Raw genomic sequence first — 17,018 nt, forward strand, 5'->3', positions numbered from 1 at the left:
GAGCCTCACCGCCAGCGTGCTAAATGTATTTTTTTGAAATCATGTGGCGCGAAATTATCTTTGGTCTATGATATCTGGAAAATTTCAGGCCTTATAATCCCGACGCTCTGACTCCCAACGAAATTTACGTTGAAATGTTACTCTTAGTTTTGATACGCGGTTGTGGATTGATACTAGCTGGCTATCGCGGATATTAAATGAGTGGTTTAGCTGTGGCATGTCACTTCTGCTGACAGGCGAAAACCCGCACATTACTTATTGATATCCATAGGTATACTTCAGCAATTCATAAGAGAAACTGGCTGCTGATCATATTGGATGTATTAACAGGGTTTAATATTTAACTTAAGCGATATTTTTATGAGATTGGTTTCACTTTGTTTCTGGCTTACCATACCAGATACCATCAGCCTCATGCAGACCCGTGAGTTAAATAAGTATGGCATTTTATGTTCATGAACTTTCCCCGCTCACTGACATTATAGCTATGTGTATCGCACTTAATAACCATAGACAATTTAAGGCCTCCGCAAAATGACGTTTGCAAAAGATTAATTTTTCCGCCGCAAACAAAACAGGGTTTTAAAAAAGGTTTTCTATTCCATTCCCGCTCAGGTCATCAATGCCTTACAGAAATACGTTTCAGGATATTTAAATGAATGAAAAATTGAAAGATGCTGATGCTCGTGCAGCTTATCAGCAGCTAATTAAGTCGGGCGAGTTTAAACCTTTTTTTCAGCCGATAGTCTCACTTGAGGATCAGCGCGTAGTAGGTTTTGAATTGCTGGCACGGCGTATTTTGCCCGAAGGGCTTATCGTATCTCCGGCTGCGTTCATTCCGGCTATGGAACATCATGGGTTACTCAATGAGCTGATGACAAGTCTGGCCGCTCAGGGATTCATGACAGCGAGCACCTGGCCAGAACACCAGTTTCTGTCTATAAACGTTTCTCCTTCGCAACTGAACGGTAAGCACCTTCCCGAAATTTTAAGAAAACTGGCTGAACGTTATCAGTTCAGCCTTTCGCGGCTCAGGATTGAAATCACCGAGACAGCATTGATCGATGATATAGAGACGGCTCATGCAGAACTCGAAGCATTGTCTGAAATGGGTTGTATGATTGCTATGGATGACTTTGGCACCGGCTGTTCAAGCCTTGCCTGGCTAATCCAGCTTCCCGCCAGCACGATTAAGATTGATGGCAGTTTTATTCGTTCAATGCTTCAGAAAAAGGATAGCCGGAAAATTATCTCCAGCGTAGTCGGTTTGGGCCGCAGCCTGGATATGGACGTCATTGCTGAGGGTGTTGAAACAGAGGAACAGGCTGAGATGTTGCGGGGTATCGGCTGCGCTTATGCACAAGGCTACTTATTCAGCAGGCCGATCCCGGCTGAAGAAACACATAATTTTCTCACCGCTGGCTCTGGCCGTAAATTTCATAGTCGTGTGGCACGAATGTCTCTTGAGCAGCGCGCGCATCAGATTTCATCGATGTATGCTGCGCCTGACACCTCTATCTGTTTTCTCAGCCCTGAACTGATGATTGTTGACGCAAGTGATACCTTTGCAGCGCGGGTTGGCTGGCCAATGCAGGACATTACCCATCGCCATATTTTTGAAGTGATACCGTCTCAAGCCGAGAAGTTGCTTTGGTTGCAGGATTTCAGGACAAAAGGTCTTCCTTACCCTCCGTTTGAGGTAAAGCTGCCCGGCGGTAGCACCGATTTGGTTATGATTACGCGGGTGGAGGATGAGGCAAAAGATTTACTGGGGTTTTGTGTGTTTGGCTTTAACATTGACCGTCAGAACAGCCTTGTTCAGCCTTAGTGCCAGTTTACGACATCATCTGATAATTCCCGGCCGCCAGCTTAATTCAACCGAGGCAGGCTTCGGTTTCAGGTTGTTAGCTAAAGATGGGGAAAATGTCCGCCTGGTCGGAAGCGTACATTATTAACAACGCCTCTTTTCATCAACTCATTGCAGCCAATTCACTTTCAATCTTTATGCATCAGCCTGATCAGCATCTCGCAGAAGGCCTCGCTTGCTGGATTAACGCGGTGTTTATTCAGGCGTAGCAGGCAATCGACCGACGGCAGAGGCATCAATTTCTCAAGTTCAGACACGCTACAAATCGCTTTATCAACGCTGTATTGATTGAGTATTCCCACCCCCAGCCCCGTGGTTATCGCCGCAAGCATACCTGCTACTGAAGGACACTCCAGCATCACAGCAAATGGAATGTTTGCCTGGCGAAGTTTCTCCTCAGCCAGGTTACGGTAATAGCAATCCGGTCCCCAGGTAATAAGCTTCAGGCTCTTATCCGAGTCATGTCGCCAGGCAGGCGTTGCGTACCAGTATAAATTTTCACTCCACAATACCTTATCTTCCATCGATGCCGTGCCCGTGAAATCCTGATGTAAAATGATCTCCAGACTTCCTTCAGAAAAATGCTGACGCAGGAGATGACTTTGCTCCACCACCAGTTGTATATCCACCTCTGGATGGTGGTGAGTGAAGGTTGAAATCACCCCGCATATTTCAGTCATTGAGATGTGTTCAGTGACCCCGATTCGCAGCTTGCCACGCAGCGCCGAAGGTGAAAAATAGGCCACGGCATGATCGTGTTCAGTAAGTATTTTTTCCGCATGTTGCAGCAGAACGCTGCCCTTTTCTGTCGGAACGGCTTTTCCGGCGATGCGCGTTAATAGCTGGCATTGAAGTTGAGCTTCAAGCCGTCTGAGCTTCCAGCTTACAGCGGACTGGCTCAGGTTGAGGAGTAATGCGGCCTTACTCATATTGCCCGTTTGCAGCACGGTCCGGAACACTCTGAGTGAGTCAACGGAGAGTCGTTTATTCATTTTTGTATGACAAAAGTAGGATTACAGCGGGAAAGAATGTCACTGGTGTCATATTCAGTCAACGGATAGCCTGACTGAAACAAACACAACGGAGAAAGCAGATGCCCGCTAATAACCCATTACTGAATGACGACGTTCTGATAAACGGTTGTCGCATTGCGACCGGAGTCCATGGTTCAGGAAGACCTCTGGTGCTGGTTCATGGCACGCCCGCACACTCCATAATCTGGCAGTCACTGGTGCCGGTATTTGTCGATGCGGGTTTCCACGTTCATCTGTATGACCTGGCTGGGTTTGGCGCGTCAGAGCGTCCTTTGACGGCTGATACCTCAGTTGCCGCACAAGTGGGTTATCTGATAAAGCTGCTTGAACACTGGCAGATCGAAAAAACAGATCTTTTTGGTCACGATATCGGCGGGGCCATTTCACTCAGACTGGCGTTCGACCACCCATCCCTTGTGAAGACGCTTACGATTGCCGATATTCCGAGCTACGACTCCTGGCCTTCGCCCACATGGAGAGATATGCGGGATCACTATGCGGATTATGCGCTGATTCCCGCCACTGAGCATTACCGCGCGATGTCACGCCAGTTAAAGATGGCTGTTTTTAATAAGGATCGTATGACTGAGCAGCGGCTGGAAAATTATCTTGCACCGCTTTGTGGTGTGGTAGCGCAACCTTCATTTTATCAGCATCAGGTTGCGCACTATAATGAGTGTTACACCAGTGACTTTGCAGAAAAATTGCCGCAACTCCGGCTGCCAGTACAGATTTTATGGGGCGCCGAAGATGAATGGCAACCCGTTGAGTATGCAAGGCGTTTGCAGCGCGACATCGTCTCTTCCACGCTGCATATCTTTGAACAGGCCGGACACTTTTTAATGGAAGATGCCCCCTTGCCAGTCGCCGCACAGGTAATTGATTTTGTTAATCAACATAATATGAGGTAGAGCCATGATCCTGATCGGAATGCTGGATTCACCCTATGTCAGACGGGTTGCTATTTACATGAAAGTATTGGGTATTCAATTCGAGCATCGCCCGCTTTCGGTATTCGGCGATTTTGATGCCTTAACGAAAATTAACCCGGCCGTTAAAGTTCCAACGCTTATCACAGATGATAATCAGGTGCTGATCGATTCCACACTAATCATTCATTACCTTGAGAAATATTGCGGTCATTCGCCTGTACCTACATCAGCGTCCGGCGTGGAAGAGCTCCGGGATCTGCATCTTACCGGCTTCGCCCTGGCAGCCTGCGAAAAAGCGGTGCAGATTGTGTACGAACAGCGTCTCAGGCCGGAAGAAAAACAGCACCAGCCCTGGCTGAATCGCGTAACTCAACAACTGCATGGTGCCTGGCAGATGCTGGAGAACGGGCTGCGGGAAAGTCATCCTGACATGCTGTCTGTGGCCGGTATCAGCATCGCAGTGGCCTGGAGTTTTACAGAATTAATGCTGCCGGATACCCTCAGCCATGCGCAGTATCCGGAACTGGCCGGGTTTACATTGCTGGCCGAACAGCGACCGGAATTTCTGGCAACGCCTTTACGTTAGAGAAGGTGTGTTGCGTCTCACTGATGCAGTATCTGTGTAAGTGATACACTTACTGCATTAAAATCAGCGCGTTGCAAAAAGCGACTCTATGGACGTCAGTTGAATATCTATAGAAAAAAATCATATCCCTTCATTCCAGCTAAAGTACACAAATCGTTTTCAGCTGCTTTTGATGATAATGGACATATGTAATACGCGCATGTATGCCTGGTGCCAGAAGCGGACGACAGTTCCAAATAAAAAGTCCGCCTGATTTGTGCTAATGGATAAATTTTGCATTCCTCCATAATACTTATCCCACCACTCCGGACATTTCCTCCTGAAATATATCTGTCTATTACACTGGAAGGTAATACTTCATTTATGAGGCTCTCAGGATGGTACAGAACACGGACAGACGCCGTGCTTTAAATAAAGATAAAGTGTGGCAGGATCAAAAGGATATGGTCAGACAGGCGCTATCAGCAAGTCTTCCATGGTTTGCATTTGTGAATGTCAGTTTTGCTCTGATCATTCTGTTCCGGCATGTTCTTATTCGTGACTTTGACCGGTCGCTAGGCGCTCACACTGAAATACTGCCGTTAATCGATCTCACCGCGGGCGCTATTATCGCTCTGTCACTACTGTTACTCCTTCTTGCTTACCGCCTGCCAGTGCGTTTGATACCGCTAAGCACGGCGCTGTTGCTGATTCTCGGCGTGATGTGGAGCTATTGTAGCTACTGCTTTATTGTCTGGTGGCAGCTGCCATTTGCCTGGCCTCTCAGTGTCATCCTTATGCTCACCGCACTGGCGGCGTTTTATTATCACCCTCCCGCGTTAATGCTGTTTACCATACCCCTATGGCTCACTGCCCTGTTGGCCAGCGTGCAGCTTAACCAGGGGGTGAATATCCGGTTTTTACTGGTCTGGCTTCCGCTTACCGCTATTCTTATTTATGGCCGCGTTATCCTGCAGCGCTGGTTTGATGAAGCCTGGTTGCGTTATCAGGAGAACCGGATGCTTATCGCCCGACTCGACCTGTTGGCGCATCAGGATGCGCTGACCGGGACCGCTAACCGGCGTCTGATGGAGAAGTTTCTTGCTGACGCTTTTCGCCAGGCACTGCCGTTTGCGCTGATCATGCTTGATGTGGACTATTTCAAACGCTACAACGATCACTACGGACATCAGGCAGGAGATACATGCCTGGCGAAAGTGGCCGATATTTTGAAATCATCAGTCCGGACACCCGCGGATCTGGTGGCGCGTTACGGGGGCGAAGAGTTTGTTGTTGTGCTACCCGCGGCTTCTCTGGATGAAGCTACGCGGGTTGCTGAACGTATTCAGGCAATCCTTCATGAAACGGCACTGCCACATGCAGCATCAGCAGTTAGCGAGTCGGTCACTGTCAGCATGGGGATCGCGCTTTCAGGCATGCATGATAACGCAGAAGGCGTGATTGCCCGGGCGGATGAGGCGCTTTATCGTGCAAAACAACAGGGACGTAACCGGTGGGAGAAATAAATCCACTCTTTCAGCGCTAATCACTGGGATATCTCACTCCTGTTTTTCTTCAGCCGGTGGGGCAAACCAGTTCGGCCTGGTCACAATTACAGGCTGTTCGGGCTGACTGATGAAGTTTGGCGACATGATTTGTACACCGAATTGATTGAATACATCCTGTATATGGCCGTGGAGAACGCTCCTTACTCCGGCCAGCGACTCTCCCGGTCGGAGTCGGACCTGTAGCTCATAAGCCACGTACCAGTCCTGAAGCGCAAGCTGGCGCACCAGCGGCGCGATGTCGTGGTTAATGCCCGATGTGCGGCTGGCAGCCAGCTCCAGCATCGCCTCTACCTGCCGCCAGGGCGTGTCATAACCAATCGTGACGCTGGTCGTCATATTGATGCCTTCGCCTTTAAGCATTGCGCTTAAATTCACGATCCTGCCACTGACGACCACCGCATTAGGAACCGTGACTTCATAATTTTCTCGGGTCAGAATTTTGGTGGCCAGCATGCCCACTTCACTGACCACGCCCTCATGATCGGCAATCCTGATCACTTCTCCTTTGCGCAGTGCTCGTGAGTAGGTCAGAACCAGCCCGCTCATGGCATGGTTCATGATGCCAGCTGAGCCCAGCGTCAGCATCAGGCCGAAGAACACGCTGATCCCTTTGAAGGCGAGTGAATTGGCGCCTGGCAGAAAGGGATATGCCGCTGACAGCGCGAATAGCCAGATGGCGATGCTGATCAGTTTACGCGTCACCCCCACCGTATCCGGATGCAGGCCCGGCAGGCGTAACTGTCCGGTCTCAACCCGCCTTAGCACCAGTCTTATTAATCGCGTCACCAGTGCCGTAATGAGGAAGATAACGACGACAATCAGCAGGCCTGGCAGCGCAGAAAATATCGCCAGCCCCAGACGCTGCAGCAGGCCTGTCGCATACCCGCCCAGCTCCATGCCCCAGATCCGTGTCCATGGAAACAGCCGTAATACCCAACTCACCCAGAGGTAAAGTGCTACGAGTACGGCGGCGATTAGCACCAGGGCATAGAGCCGTACCTCAACCGGACCGAGGAAGGCGCGCAGTGCATCAGGGATAAGGCTTTTTCGCTGCAGGAGTCGTGCAGCATAACGCCGCTTCAGCCAGTCATGGGAGCGGACGGCAAACAGAATGAACAAAGCCAGCAGCATCGCACCCGCCACACTTTTCACCGAAGAAAGCAGAAGATAACGGGAAGAATACTGTTCACCCAGTGAAAGACGGAGGGTATCCAGCCGCAGCCGGATGCGTTCAACCGCCTGGGCAAGTGACAGGTCATCGCCCTCATCCAGATCGCCCTGTGCCAGCAGCATAAAAGGTTTGCCGTTAACCGAAAAGAGCACGGCAGGCTGCCGGTAACGCGTCACGTTATGGGTTTCTACCGGCTGTGCCAGGTCATGATCATTGAGCGATCGCAATAGCGTCACGATACGCTGTACCCGCTCTTCGGGCGTGGTGAGTCCAAATGTTGCCTGTAGCATAACAACGGGCTGATTAAGCAGATACAGGGTACGAGCGCGCTCCTGCGGCGACGGCGCCTGACGCGGCTCCGCACCGGTTGCACACTGTACGGTGAAAAGCATCATGCAACAGGCTAAACACAGAAGTGTTTTAAACATTTCGCCTCCTGATCAACGTTATTACCGGGCTGAGTTTCAGCCCGGCGGCTACTCTTCATATCCGCTATTCAAACTGCCAGGTATAAGAGACCAGAAAGCGTGTGTCGGGATCGTCCAGATAAGTATTGTTATCCATAATGAACGTCAGCAGGTTTACTGAACTGTGTTGATCAAAATGGTAACCAGCTCCCAATCCGCCAAAATAGCCCTGGTAATGGTTACCTTCCTCATTTCTGGAACCGTAAGAGCCTGCCGCAAATCCAATCATGGTCAGTTTCGAAGTCAATGGCCGCAGCGTAAATGCGCCCAGATAGCCGCTGCTGCCGGAGGTGGTGATAGTGCTGAAGCCATACTCTGAGGGGATAGCATCGGTGAACTGAGGCGCTTTGCAGTCAGCCGGATTACCGGTGCTGCAGCCCGTTATCTCCCCGGTGTTGTAGGTATAGCCGGCCATCGGGAATATCTGGAAACCCGCAGGCGTGAAGCCATAAATGCTAAGGGGGATAAAGGTACCGACGGAATAGTTAGTCTGGGTTGCACCGTTGGTGTACTCGTTTTTGCCAAAGTTAAAGTTGATAATCCCCACCGGAAACAACCAGGAGCCGCCAACGCGCCATTCACTGGCGTCGCTGTTAACCCGCGCATTCAGTTTCTTAGCCTTATCCAGCGCCACAGAGCCGGAAAAAGAGAGATTGCTGTCGTCCATGTCGTAGGTATCTGACCATGAAACCCCAGCCTTGGTTGTCACCTTTGTCGGGTCATCATCCAGCTTGTCACGATGATCGTTAATTTCTGCGCTAACGGCTCCCTGGCTTAGTGCCAGCACTCCGAGAACCCATGCTTTACCAAAATGATCTGACATAGTCACACTCCGGCTCACGTTGATTTGGTTTCCCGGAAGCGTGGCGCCCCAGGCTATTTCGTCATTCAGGACAGTTAACCTGGTTCAGGGAGATCTGATAACGCTGCTGATTATTTTCGCTCATCGCTTTTACGGCTGACAGCACGGCAGAGTTATCATGCGTACTATTAAGAAAGCGGGCCCGTAACTGTTCATCAGATACAGACGCCGGTAGCTGACACTTTTGTCGCAGGTCATCGGTAATCTTCTGCTGTCTCAGCGCGTAGGCCAGATTTTCGTAGGCGGAGTTAGCCAGTGCTGGCGTTTGTGACAGCAAAATTAATACGATCGGTATCAGGTATTTCACTCTTATCTCCCGGCCCATTCTGGCCATTTTTACACCCGGATTAAGCCCTTACTTATCGCCTGCAACCGCAGCACATTGCGCAGGGTCAAAAACCGTTTTCCACTCTTTTTTCATATCAACAATCACCCAACCCTTTTGGGGTGCCAGTTTGAGACCGCTGATAAGCTTGCCACTGGCGGGCGGATGCGTGTCGTAGGCATATTCACGCACCGCATCGGTGTGGTGAACCAGTAAACCAAAGGTTTTATAGGTCGGATTGGCGGAGGTGTACTGAAGCATCGGCACGTCGCCGTCGCTGTTGCCGAAAGCACCGACCGGACGCCGCCCCATAAACAGATGAATGGCGACCGGCTTCATCGCTTCGTCATCGTAGAAGGCACCGTTCATGGTTTTACGTAATTGCGTGCCATTATCTGTCAGTGAAAATTCACTCAGCGAAAAGGAGCCGACTACCTGCTCAGGTGGAATGCCATACATTTTTTCTGCCAGTACGCGCATAAAATCGATGCCACCGCCGGATACAATCCAGGTTTTGAATCCGTTATCCCGCAGATAATCGAGGAGCTGACGCATCGGCTGATAGCCAAGCTGGTCATAACGGCAGCCGAAACGCACATGTCGATGACTATCAACCCAGTTGCTGACGCGTTGACTGAATTCTTCCGTCGTCATGCCGCTGTGCGTGAGAGTCATCAGCTGCATCAATCCCTTTTTGCCCGACTGCATCACCGCGTTCATATCGTTGTTAATTACTGCCTGCACTAACGCATCGCTATTCCATTCCGGGTGTTGCGGAGCGAGGCGTTTGATTTCATCAATCACGAACTGCAGCTGAAAGGTCAGCGGGGCTTCCGGCCACAATGTGCCGTCATTATCAAACACCACATAACGCTGACTCACAGGAATGAACGCTTTGCTATTGGCTGTCGTAGCGCCATTCACCCATGTCTTAATCGCCTGTTTTGCGTGACCGTCATTCCAGGCACTGAGCGGATCGTCTGCCGCAACAGCCGAACCGAGATACGCCGTTAGCAGCAGTGCCAGCAGAGGATTTAATTTCATCATCTTTTCCTTTTGGTCGGAATGAGGTCAGGTAGCGGAACGATCCGCCAGTATTCCCGTGTGCGCTGCACTACTCTTTGCAGGCTTTTTTTAAGGGCGTGTCGAAAAAAGAAGCTCAACAGCAGCAACGTCAGCAGGATGGCCGGGCCCATCAACAACGACGTCCAGTTGACCGGGGCGTGGGCTTTCAACGTTTGTTCACTGCCCGCCGGACGCGCAGCGGCAATGGCGTAATGCGTTCCGGGTAATTCGGCCAGTTGCCACTGATGCTGACGTGTATCCCACCAGCGTAAACGCAACGGTGGTATCACCAGTTCACCAGGCTGAGAGGGCAGATATCGCAACCGCTCTTCTCGCTGTGCGCCGATGATTTCATCGCGTCCCTGCGTCAGGTTGCTGTTTACCGGCGGCAAACGTTGCGCACCGGAACCGGGAATGGCGTAAAGCAGTTGCGGAATTTGTACAGCAATCACATCGGTCGCGCGCAATGTCACGACGCGCTCAATGACGTCACCGACATGGAGCTGCTTATCCTCAGTAGCGCGATAAAGTTTCCATTGTTGCGAAAGTTCAAGACTGCTGGCGGGCAAGAAGCGGTCAGGCTGACGCACATCCGCGGGCCAGCTGACCGGTTTCTCCAGAAGCGGCAGCGATACCGTTTTCGGTGGCTGATTCGCAGAACGCATCACCACATCCGCAGCGGGAAAACGCAGCTTGCCCTGATCCCACGCCATCACCTGACGCTCCATGCGGATACCGCTCCAGCTGACTCCGTCGCTATTACGCGTTACCAGCTGGTTGGGCAGCGGCGTATTAAGTAAATTACCGTTTTCAATCACCATATCCGGCCACTGTGGCGGTGGATTGAACCAGCTATCCGTCCAGAAGGTCACCGCAATCGTTACGGGCTGGCCTGGCACCAGTTGTTCGGGTGCAACCAGCTCACGCGTCATGGCCATTTCAGCCCGAACCGGCAGGTTAATTAGCAACAGCAGACAAAGGAGAAGTCGCTTCATGGTGCCTCCGCCGGCGCTGAGCGGTAGAGATTTTCCAGCAAACCGCCAGGCGAAAGCGTGAGATTGCTGTACCACTGTTCAGCCGAGGGCGCAGCGCCTGCGATGGGTTTCATATCCAGCTGATTCACGCCCTGTTCGGGTTTGAGATCGTGTTTAATGGCATCAGGATCTTCATCTTTTTGCTCATGCTGATCGGCCTGACGGTCGCGTTCTTTTTGTCGCAGCTGCATGATGATGTGCGCAATTTTTGCCCGATTTTCCTGAGCCATCGCCCATTCGGGACGTAAACTCAGCGCCTGATCGTAGTTGTTCAGCGCCTGCTGCCAGGATTTCTGCTGTGCGTAGCAGTTGCCAATCCACAACAGACTTTCCGGAGTAGCGGGAACCTGACGAAAAGCACCCAGCGCCGAAACGAAATCCCCGGCGTAGTAGAAGGCAATCCCCCGTCGCAACGGATCCTGAAAGCGCTGCGCAGCAGCTTCATAATTACCGTGATTAAAGGCAAGCTGCCCTTGCACATCGGGCCTTACCCAGGCATCCAGCAGTGCTGCTGAACTGCCGGGAGACCAAAGCAGTAAGGGCAGCATCACGACAGCCAGGCAGAGCAGTTGCTGTCGCCAGAGCAGTAAAAGCAGCAGCATAGGAATAACCAGCAGATAGCCACTGTTCTTCCACTGCAAATCCTGTCGGCTGTTCTGCTGCGCCGTCACGCTCTGCTGAATGTGGCCGCTGACCGCACGCAGATCATCATCTTCTGCAGAGACCAGCGTGACCGGAATCCCGCCATCACGGATTTGCTCGAAGCGTGCGACATTGAGTCGCGTATCGATGCCCTGCGATGCCTGCGCTTCCGGCAATCTGCCGCCGTTCGCCGTGCCTGCTACCCAGATCTGCAGAGGCAGATTTTGCTGCCGCAGCCATTCAGCGTCCTGCTGTGCCACATTATCCGCGACCAGAATTAGCGCGCGTGGTGCTTCAGGCGCTGAGGGCAAATTTTTAAGCGCCAGAGCGATGGCCTGACGCAGTCCGGAACCCGCTTCCTGCGGCACCAGCGTCGGCTGCTGAGCCGTCAGGAACAGATTATAAAAATCGGCATCACTGGTCAGCGGCGTGGTAAGCCAGGCATTCGCGCTGTAAACCACCAGACCAAAGTGACTGCCGGGCATTTGCGCCATCAGCGCGGCGATTTTCTGTTGCATGCGCTGATGACGGTCAGGCGGCACATCCTGCGCCAGCATGCTGAGATCCTGCTGCATGATCACCATCACATTATTTTCAGGCGTGAAGGCGGCGGGCAAATCGCGTTGCCAGCTCGGACCCGCTAAAGCCAATACCCCCAGGCCAAAGAGCCACGGTAATACCTGTCGAGCCCGTACGTGCTGACCTTTAATCAATGCCGACGCAAAAGGCTTTTCCATAACACGATGCCAGGCACTGCCCGAACGCTGAGCCAGAAAATAGAGCACCGGAAAGAGCAGCAAACCCAGTAATCGCCAGGGATAGAGGAAGTGGAAATCGCTCATGCGCGTCGCCTCATCATTGTGCTGCCGATGGCGAACAGCAGTAAAATCAGTAGCGCTACCGCTAGCGGCCAGACGAACAGCGGACGATGCCAGGATAAACCCAATGTTTTCACCTGTTCCGGAGTCTGGGCATCAATTTGCTGCCACACCTGGGCCAGCGCATCACGGTTAGTGGCGGCGCGCCAGGCGTTACCGCCGGTGATACTGGCAATGTTATCCAGCAGCGCGGTATCCACTTTGTCCTCGCCGCTGCTGTTAACATCGCCAAAGGCGATGGTGTGCACCATAACGTGATGCGCGGCAGCGAGTTGTGCGGCGAGCGTGGGTTGCAGCTGAGAGGCAGTGTCATTGCCATCGGTCAGCAGAATCGCCATTTTGGACGCATCGGCTTCAAGGCTGTGATCCAGCAACTTCACTGCCACGCCCAGCGCATCCCCCACCGCAGTCTGCTGGCCAATCATGCCCGGCGCGAGCTGGCTGATGCGCGCCTGCAGCGCCTGTTTATCTTCGCTGATCGGCGCAAAAGGCCACGCCTGGCTGGCAAAAATCACCAGACCGATGCGATCATTTTTGCGCTGATTGATAAAGGTATGCACTGTTTGCTGTACCGCCTGTAAGCGCGTCTGACCATTCTGCCCGTCGCTTGTCTCCATTGAGCCGGAAACGTCCAGAATCAGTACGATGTTGCGCATGGGTTTTATCACCGTTTTCGGTGGCATCAGATATTCAGGGCGGGCCAGCGCAGTAACCATTAAGATCCATACCGTCCAGAACAGTAGCCGATGGCGCCAGCTGGCCTGCGGTGCTGGCGCAGAGAGTTGCAGGGCTTCAGCCAGTTTAGGTAAAAAAGGCACCCTCACCTGTTCACTCACTGGCTGTTTTGCCGGGAGCAGATAGTGCGTAATCAGCGGCAAAAACAGCAGCACGCCCATCCATGGCCAGGCAAAATCGATCTGCGATAAAAACTCAGACATGAGGCAGCGTCTCCAGCCAGTGGCGTAATTGCTGTGCGATACGCTGATTGATAACGCCTTCCAGTTGATTATCCGGCTGACAGTAGCGACGACACATCAGCGCGCGCAGTTCTTCGTCCAGCGGCGTCTGTGCCAGAAGCTGTTCCGGCGTTTGCCACTGGCTGACCTGGGCGCGAGGGTGTTGCACCAGTAGTACCCGCTTAACCCATGTAATCCAGCCATCCACCTGCTGCTGGGCGAGTTGTTTTCGCGCTTCACGCCGCCAGCGATTACGACGAAAGCGCGCGAGCAATATCAGCAGGACAATGAAAAGCCCCAATAACAGCATCACGCCGAGCACCGTCCAGCCTGGCGGGAGCGGGAACCACGAGGCGGCGTCTGGCAAAGCAGGATGTGCCAGTTCCGGCGTGCTAAATCCTTTTGCCAGCATGTGCATCCTCCTGCTTTAGCTGAGGCAGAATTTCCTCACCGGTCACGACAGTTTTCACCGTGATCCCCATACGCTGTAACCGGCGCTGCTGCTGCGACAGACGTTCGGTAACGCTTTGCTGGATGCGATCGCTGAGGTGTGAGGTGAGATTGAGTGCGGTGCTCAGGTCATGGTAATAAGCCGCAAGTTGGCCGCGTGGCGGCAGGCGGCGATGAAGATCATCCAGCGTGACATAAGCGGTAATCTCGCAGCGGTGACGCAGGTAGGCCAGCACTGCATCGCAGCGCGCATCCAGATCGTGAAAGTCACTGATGATCCCCAGCCAACTGCCCGATGGCAGCAGGGGGACGATACGCTGCAACGCCTCTGATAAAGAGACGGCTTGCCGGCGATTTTGCGCGTAGTGGTCGGGAAGCATGGCGTTCACGCGCTGAATATCGGTGAGAACAGGCATCAGGTTTCGTTTTGGTGCACGACAGGGATGCAGGGCCAGTTCATCATCGCCCAATATCGCGCAGCCCAGCCGATCACCGTCATGCCAGCTTCGCCATGCCAGCAATCCGGCAATCTTTCCAGCGGCCACCGATTTCATCTGCTGGCGGGTGCCGAAGTACATGTCCAGTCGCTGATCCACAAGGATAAACACCGGGCGTTCGCGTTCCTCATTGTAGAGGCGGATCCACGGTGTGCGCAGACGCGCAGTGGCTTTCCAGTCGATCAGCCTGACGTCATCACCGGGCTGATAGCGGCGTAAGCTATCGAAGTTCAGGCCACGTCCCTGCTGGCGGGACACGCGCTCACCGCTTAACGCGCCGGGTGGGATTTGCCCCGGCGGATTATCCAGTCGCTGTGCATCAACTGCCAGCGACATCAGGTCAGCCATTTCAAGCGTCAGCGGCTGCGGCATCACGCCACCACTGCGTTAAGAAGCATGGCAATCGCCTGATCGGGCGTGCAGTTATCGGCATTTGCCTGATAGCTCAGCAGCAGGCGATGGCGCAGCACCGCCGGTGCGATGCGTTGAATATCTTCAGGCAACACCGCATCACGTCCATCCAGCCACGCGCAGGCGCGGCCACAGCGGTCCAGTGCCAGCGTACCGCGCGGGCTGATGCCCAGGCTGATGTAACTCGCAAAAGCTTCGCTGACCTGATCAGGATGACGCGTCATCTCCACCAGATTAACGATGTACTGCTCTACGGTTGGCGCGACATAAACCGTGGCAATTTCACGCCAGCAGTCGGCGATATCCTGTTGCCCAATCAGTAAAGGGTCCGTAGCTGGTGGCGGATTTTCATGCCGTGCAGCCTGATATCTGGCTTGCTGCTCGGCGCGCACCAGTTTCATCACCTGCAGCTCATTCTCTTTCGACGGATAATCGACAATCACCTTCATCAGAAAGCGATCAAGCTGGGCTTCAGGTAAGGGCCAGGTGCCTTCCTGATCCACCGGGTTCTGTGTCGCCAGGACCATAAATACGCCCGGCAGCGGCCAGGTTTTGCCCGCGACGGTCACGTGACGCTCTTCCATGGCCTCCAGCAGCGCTGACTGCACGCGGGCTGAGGCGCGGTTGATCTCATCGGCAAGGATAATGTTGCCGAACACCGGGCCGGGACGGAACCGGAACTGATCTTCTTCTCGCGTGGCATTTTGCTGATAGATTTCGCTGCCGGTAATGTCTGACGGCAGCAGGTCAGGCGTGAACTGAATACGACGAAATTCCCCTTCGATATGGCGAGCCAGCTCACGCACCGCGCGCGTTTTCGCCAGACCCGGTAAGCCTTCCAGCAGCACATGACCGTCACACAACAAGGCGACGATTAGCATCCGCACCAGCTCCTGCTGTCCGATCACCTGTTTGTTCATACTGGCTTCCAGCGCCAGCAGCTTTTCACGATTATTCATTATGCAGGTTCCACCGTCTGACGTTTGAGCAGTGTCCCGATGCCAACCAGAATCGGTTGCGCATAGCTAAAGAAGGCCTTGATACCGGGACAGAGATAATTCATCCCCAGTTCACCCTCCTCGCTCCTGACGATGCGGTTTTTCGGGCATTCGCCGTAACAGAGCTTCAGATAGGGACAGCGTTTGCAGGCAGCGGGCAGCGTATCGCGCTTACCTAAACCAAAGGCTTTTTGTCTTTCAGAAAAGGCCATGTGCGCCAGCCTGGTACTTTGCACATTACCTAATTTGTATTCGGGATAGACGTAGTGGTCGCAGGAGAAGATGTCGCCGTTCTTTTCAATCGCCAGCCCTTTGCCGCAGAACTCTGAAGTGATACAAATCTGCGCCGGCATGCCCATGGTCTGTGCCACCGCAGTTTCAAACAGGTTGACCTGAACGCGGCCTAAATCGTTGTTTACCCACTCTTCAAACACCGCAATCAGAAAGCGGCCCCAGTCATCGGGATCCACTGACCAGTCGGTGACAATCGAGTCGAGATCGCCGGGTCTGGCGCGGCGGGTCCCGGTAACCGGTATCGTGTCATCCCGCCAGAACTGCGGAGCGGTTTGCTTAAAATCCACCGGCTCAACGCAAGGATTGAACTGGATATAGGTGGCACCCAGCTCGCGCGTCAGAAAGTGATAGACCTCCAGCGGGAAGCGCGCATTGGTTCGGTTGACGGTAACTAAGGCGTTGAAGGGAACGTGGTGGCGCTTCAGCGCCGCAACCCCTGCCATCACTTTCTCAAACGTGGGTTTACCGCTGCGCGTCACGCGATAGCGATCGTGCAGCTCAGCCGGCCCATCAATCGAAATGCCGACCAGAAAATTGTGCTGGCGTAAAAAGCGTGCCCAGTGGTCATTTATCAGAATGCCGTTGGTCTGCAGATCGTTTTCTATGCGCTGGCCTGGCTTCTGATATTTCTTTTGCAGCACTACTATTTTTTCAAAGTACTCCAGCCCCATTAGCGTGGGTTCGCCGCCCTGCCAGGAGAACACCACCTGCTCGCCATCCTGGCTGTCTATGTACTGCCGGATGAAGGTTTCCAGCACCTCATCGCTCATCCCACTATGTCGGTCCTGTTCCAGAAGCTGTTCTTTGTGCAGATAAAAACAGTAGTTGCAGTCGATATTGCAACGCGATCCGGTGGGTTTCGCCATCACATGAAAACGGCGCGTGTAGGCCGGTCCTTTGCCACTGAATTTTTCCGCCGTAGGAAGAGGTTTAACCGGCAACATAGTGCTGTATTTCATGAACGCCTCCTGAGTACCGGGTGAACTATTTCACCCGGTGGTG

Annotated in this window: 16 protein-coding genes; 4 read left to right on the forward strand and 12 right to left on the reverse strand. The window is 53.1% G+C overall.

Going from position 1 to position 17,018, the window contains the following annotated elements; translation table 11 throughout:
* Positions 1 to 655: 655 nt before the first annotated feature.
* Positions 656 to 1,828 (forward strand): EAL domain-containing protein, encoded by a 1,173-nt coding sequence (locus tag OK409_RS20435; RefSeq protein WP_264367426.1) that lies wholly within the window; start codon positions 656 to 658, stop codon positions 1,826 to 1,828.
* Positions 1,829 to 1,995: 167 nt separating this feature from the next.
* On the opposite strand, the gene OK409_RS20440 is transcribed toward OK409_RS20435, so the two are convergent.
* Positions 1,996 to 2,859, reverse strand: a complete 864-nt coding sequence (locus tag OK409_RS20440) for a LysR family transcriptional regulator (RefSeq protein ID WP_264367427.1) — start codon at positions 2,857 to 2,859, stop codon at positions 1,996 to 1,998.
* Between the two features lie 101 nt (positions 2,860 to 2,960).
* Between OK409_RS20440 and OK409_RS20445 the strand changes: the two genes are divergently transcribed.
* The 3 genes from OK409_RS20445 (at position 2,961) to OK409_RS20455 (ending at position 5,924) form a co-directional block, all read left to right on the forward strand.
* A complete protein-coding gene (locus OK409_RS20445) occupies positions 2,961 to 3,812 on the forward strand; it encodes an alpha/beta fold hydrolase (RefSeq protein WP_264367428.1) in 852 nt (283 codons plus the stop codon).
* Between the two features lie 4 nt (positions 3,813 to 3,816).
* Entirely contained in the window at positions 3,817 to 4,419 is a 603-nt protein-coding gene (locus tag OK409_RS20450; RefSeq protein WP_264367429.1) for a glutathione S-transferase, read from the forward strand.
* A 377-nt stretch (positions 4,420 to 4,796) separates the two neighbouring features.
* The gene (locus OK409_RS20455) at positions 4,797 to 5,924 is read left to right on the forward strand and encodes a GGDEF domain-containing protein (RefSeq protein ID WP_264367430.1); all 1,128 of its coding nucleotides are present in this window, start codon (positions 4,797 to 4,799) and stop codon (positions 5,922 to 5,924) included.
* Between the two features lie 33 nt (positions 5,925 to 5,957).
* On the opposite strand, the gene OK409_RS20460 is transcribed toward OK409_RS20455, so the two are convergent.
* The 11 genes from OK409_RS20460 to OK409_RS20510 form a co-directional block, all read right to left on the reverse strand.
* Positions 5,958 to 7,565 carry a mechanosensitive ion channel family protein gene (locus tag OK409_RS20460; protein ID WP_372340243.1) on the reverse strand — a complete coding sequence of 536 codons (1,608 nt, stop codon included), beginning with the start codon at positions 7,563 to 7,565 and terminating at the stop codon, positions 5,958 to 5,960.
* A gap of 64 nt (positions 7,566 to 7,629) precedes the next feature.
* Positions 7,630 to 8,427 carry a hypothetical protein gene (locus OK409_RS20465; protein WP_182504810.1) on the reverse strand — a complete coding sequence of 266 codons (798 nt, stop codon included), beginning with the start codon at positions 8,425 to 8,427 and terminating at the stop codon, positions 7,630 to 7,632.
* 61 nt (positions 8,428 to 8,488) lie between these two features.
* Positions 8,489 to 8,773 carry a YicS family protein gene (locus OK409_RS20470; RefSeq protein ID WP_256849506.1) on the reverse strand — a complete coding sequence of 95 codons (285 nt, stop codon included), beginning with the start codon at positions 8,771 to 8,773 and terminating at the stop codon, positions 8,489 to 8,491.
* A 48-nt stretch (positions 8,774 to 8,821) separates the two neighbouring features.
* Positions 8,822 to 9,835, reverse strand: coding sequence for an HAD family hydrolase (locus tag OK409_RS20475; RefSeq protein ID WP_182504985.1), 1,014 nt, complete (start codon positions 9,833 to 9,835; stop codon positions 8,822 to 8,824).
* Positions 9,835 to 10,851: an oxygen tolerance domain protein gene (locus OK409_RS20480; RefSeq protein WP_256843882.1), complete on the reverse strand. Its 1,017-nt coding sequence runs from the start codon at positions 10,849 to 10,851 to the stop codon at positions 9,835 to 9,837. The genes OK409_RS20475 and OK409_RS20480 overlap by 1 nt, the downstream gene beginning before the upstream one ends.
* A complete protein-coding gene (locus tag OK409_RS20485; RefSeq protein WP_256843883.1) occupies positions 10,848 to 12,374 on the reverse strand; it encodes a vWA domain-containing protein in 1,527 nt (508 codons plus the stop codon). The genes OK409_RS20480 and OK409_RS20485 overlap by 4 nt, the downstream gene beginning before the upstream one ends.
* Positions 12,371 to 13,348, reverse strand: coding sequence for a VWA domain-containing protein (locus OK409_RS20490; protein WP_256843884.1), 978 nt, complete (start codon positions 13,346 to 13,348; stop codon positions 12,371 to 12,373). Before OK409_RS20490 ends, OK409_RS20485 begins: the two co-directional genes overlap by 4 nt.
* A complete protein-coding gene (locus OK409_RS20495) occupies positions 13,341 to 13,778 on the reverse strand; it encodes a DUF4381 family protein (protein WP_256843885.1) in 438 nt (145 codons plus the stop codon). The genes OK409_RS20490 and OK409_RS20495 overlap by 8 nt, the downstream gene beginning before the upstream one ends.
* Entirely contained in the window at positions 13,759 to 14,685 is a 927-nt protein-coding gene (locus OK409_RS20500) for a DUF58 domain-containing protein (protein ID WP_256843886.1), read from the reverse strand. Before OK409_RS20500 ends, OK409_RS20495 begins: the two co-directional genes overlap by 20 nt.
* Complete coding sequence (locus tag OK409_RS20505; RefSeq protein WP_256843887.1) at positions 14,685 to 15,683, reverse strand: AAA family ATPase; 999 nt, start codon at positions 15,681 to 15,683, stop codon at positions 14,685 to 14,687. Before OK409_RS20505 ends, OK409_RS20500 begins: the two co-directional genes overlap by 1 nt.
* A complete protein-coding gene (locus OK409_RS20510) occupies positions 15,683 to 16,975 on the reverse strand; it encodes an anaerobic sulfatase maturase (RefSeq protein ID WP_264367431.1) in 1,293 nt (430 codons plus the stop codon). The genes OK409_RS20505 and OK409_RS20510 overlap by 1 nt, the downstream gene beginning before the upstream one ends.
* Between the last annotated feature and the right edge of the window lie 43 nt (positions 16,976 to 17,018).

Origin of the sequence: Pantoea sp. RG18, from assembly GCF_025910075.1 — a bacterium.
Classification (GTDB): domain Bacteria; phylum Pseudomonadota; class Gammaproteobacteria; order Enterobacterales; family Enterobacteriaceae; genus Pantoea; species Pantoea agglomerans.